Origin of the sequence: Actinopolymorpha sp. NPDC004070, assembly GCF_040610475.1 — a bacterium.
Lineage (GTDB): Bacteria > Actinomycetota > Actinomycetes > Propionibacteriales > Actinopolymorphaceae > Actinopolymorpha.
In genome coordinates, this window is record NZ_JBEXMJ010000028.1 from 1650 (window position 1) to 5075 (window position 3426).

Annotated in this window: 1 rRNA gene; it reads left to right on the forward strand. The window is 58.0% G+C overall.

From position 1 onward, the window contains the following. The first annotated feature begins 288 nt into the window (after positions 1-288). Positions 289-3415 (forward strand): 23S ribosomal RNA (locus tag ABZV93_RS28760). Positions 3416-3426 lie beyond the last annotated feature (11 nt).

Below are 3426 nucleotides of genomic sequence, written 5' to 3' on the forward strand. Positions count from 1 at the left end.
CCGTGGGGTGTGGGTGGCGCTGAGGCACGTTGTTGGGTCCTGAGGGATCAGGCACACCAACGGCCCTCCTGGTGGGGGGTTGTTGGTGTGGTTTGGTTTCTTGGGTTGTCGGGCTGTTCCTTCACCGGACGGTCGCTGCGGGTTCGCCGGCGGGAGTGTTGGTTGCTTCGGCCGGGGGCTTGTGGTGGTGCTGCGGTGGTTGTGGGGATGGTGTCCGTTTGTTTCTTGAGAACTGCATAGTGGACGCGAGCATCTTTGTTTTGCCGAGAACTGTGTGTCTGTTTGTTGTGACAAGTTAGTAAGGGCACTCGGTGGATGCCTTGGCACCAGAAGCCGATGAAGGACGTAGGAGCCTGCGATAAGCCCCGGGGAGTTGGCAACCGAGCTGTGATCCGGGGGTGTCCGAATGGGGAAACCCGGCTGGAGTCATGTCCAGTCACCGGCGCCTGAACACATAGGGCGTTCGGAGGGAACGCGGGGAAGTGAAACATCTCAGTACCCGCAGGAAGAGAAAACAATTGTGATTCCGTGAGTAGCGGCGAGCGAAAGCGGAAGAGGCTAAACCGTGTAGGTGTGATAGCTGGCAGGTGTTGCCTATGCGGGGTTGTGGGATCGTCTTGTCGGAGCTGCTGATCCGGCGAGGAGTTATAAACCGCTGCGGAAGTCGAAGGGTCTGGAAAGGCCCGGCATAGCAGGTGATACCCCTGTAGACGTAACGTGGTGGCTCCTGGACGTGTTCCCAAGTAGCACGGGACCCGTGAAATCTCGTGTGAATCTGGCGGGACCACCCGCCAAGCCTAAATACTTTCTGGTGACCGATAGTGCACTAGTACCGTGAGGGAAAGGTGAAAAGTACCCCGGGAGGGGAGTGAAATAGTTCCTGAAACCGGGTGCCTACAATCCGTCGGAGCGTCCCTTCGGGGGTGTGACGGCGTGCCTTTTGAAGAATGAGCCTGCGAGTTAGTGGTGCGTGGCGAGGTTAACCCGTGTGGGGGAGCCGTAGCGAAAGCGAGTCCGAACAGGGCGTATTGAGTCGCGTGCTCTAGACCCGAAGCGGAGTGATCTACCCATGGGCAGGGTGAAGCGCGGGTAAGACCGCGTGGAGGCCCGAACCCACCGGCGTTGAAAAGCCGGGGGATGACCTGTGGGTAGGGGTGAAAGGCCAATCAAACTCCGTGATAGCTGGTTCTCCCCGAAATGCATTTAGGTGCAGCGTCGCGTGTTTCCTACCGGAGGTAGAGCACTGGATGGTCTAGGGGGCCGACAAGCTTACCGAAATCAGCCAAACTCCGAATGCCGGTAGGTGAGAGCGCGGCAGTGAGACTGCGGGGGATAAGCTTCGTAGTCGAGAGGGAAACAGCCCAGATCACCAGCTAAGGCCCCTAAGCGTTCGCTAAGTGGAAAAGGATGTGGAGTCGCAGAGACAACCAGGAGGTTGGCTTAGAAGCAGCCACCCTTGAAAGAGTGCGTAATAGCTCACTGGTCAAGTGATTCTGCGCCGACAATGTAGCGGGGCTCAAGCGAACCGCCGAAGCTGTGGCATTCACGTATTGTTCGGCCCCATCTTTTGGTGGGGTCCAGACGTGTGGATGGGTAGGGGAGCGTCGTGTGGCGTGTGAAGCGGCGGGGTGACCCAGTCGTGGATGCTACACGAGTGAGAATGCAGGCATGAGTAGCGAAAGAGGAGTGAGAAACTCCTCCGCCGAATGACCAAGGGTTCCAGGGCCAGGCTAATCCGCCCTGGGTAAGTCGGGACCTAAGGCGAGGCCGACAGGCGTAGTCGATGGACAACGGGTTGATATTCCCGTACCGGCTTTGTCGCGCCCATGCTGAGCCCGGTGATGCTAAGCGCCCGAGTCTGGTTCGACCTTTCGGGGTTGTTCTGGGTGAGCGCGTGAACCGATCCGGTAGTAGGCAAGCGATGGGGTGACGCAGGAGGGTAGCTCTACGCGGCGATGGTAGGCGAAAGCTGATCCGCGGGCAAAGGTGTAGGACGAGACGTTGGCAAATCCGCGTCTCATATGTCTGAGACCTGATGCCGAGCCGATTGAGGCGAAGTGAGTGATCCCATGCTGCCGAGAAAAACCTCTAGTGAGTGACAAGGCCGCCCGTACCCCAAACCGACACAGGTGGTCAGGTAGAGAATACCAAGGCGATCGGGCGAACCGTGGTTAAGGAACTCGGCAAAATGCCCCCGTAACTTCGGGAGAAGGGGGACCGGATCCGTGAGGGGACTTGCTCCCTGCAGCGGTGAAGGTCGCAGAGACCAGGCCCAAGCGACTGTTTACTAAAAACACAGGTCCGTGCGAAGTCGCAAGACGATGTATACGGACTGACGCCTGCCCGGTGCTGGAACGTTAAGGGGACCGGTTAGACCTCACGGTCGAAGCTGAGAACTTAAGCGCCAGTAAACGGCGGTGGTAACTATAACCATCCTAAGGTAGCGAAATTCCTTGTCGGGTAAGTTCCGACCTGCACGAATGGCGTAACGACTTGGGCGCTGTCTCAACCACGGACCCGGCGAAATTGCACTACGAGTAAAGATGCTCGTTACGCGCAGCAGGACGGAAAGACCCCGGGACCTTTACTACAGCTTGGTATTGGTGGTCGGTTCGGTTTGTGTAGGATAGGTGGGAGACTGTGAAGCCCGGACGCCAGTTCGGGTGGAGTCAACGTTGAAATACCACTCTGATCGTATTGGCTGTCTAACCTCGGTCCGTTATCCGGATCAGGGACAGTGCCTGGTGGGTAGTTTAACTGGGGCGGTTGCCTCCCAAAATGTAACGGAGGCGCCCAAAGGTTCCCTCAGCCTGGTTGGCAATCAGGTGGCGAGTGCAAGTGCACAAGGGAGCTTGACTGTGAGACCGACAGGTCGAGCAGGGACGAAAGTCGGGACTAGTGATCTTACGGTGGCACGTGGAAGCGCCGTGACTCAACGGATAAAAGGTACCCCGGGGATAACAGGCTGATCTTGCCCAAGAGTCCATATCGACGGCATGGTTTGGCACCTCGATGTCGGCTCGTCGCATCCTGGGGCCGGAGCAGGTCCCAAGGGTTGGGCTGTTCGCCCATTAAAGCGGTACGCGAGCTGGGTTTAGAACGTCGTGAGACAGTTCGGTCCCTATCCGCTGTGCGCGCAGGAGACTTGAGAAGGGCTGTCCCTAGTACGAGAGGACCGGGACGGACGAACCTCTGGTGTGCCAGTTGTTCTGCCAAGAGCACGGCTGGTTGGCTACGTTCGGAAGTGATAACCGCTGAAGGCATCTAAGCGGGAAGCACGCTTCAAGATGAGGTCTCCCACCGGGTCAACCGGGTAAGGCCCCCAGTAGACGACTGGGTTGATAGGCCAGATGTGGAAGCGAGGACTAAAGACTCGTGAAGCTGACTGGTACTAATAGGCCGAGGGCTTGTCACACACCACACCCT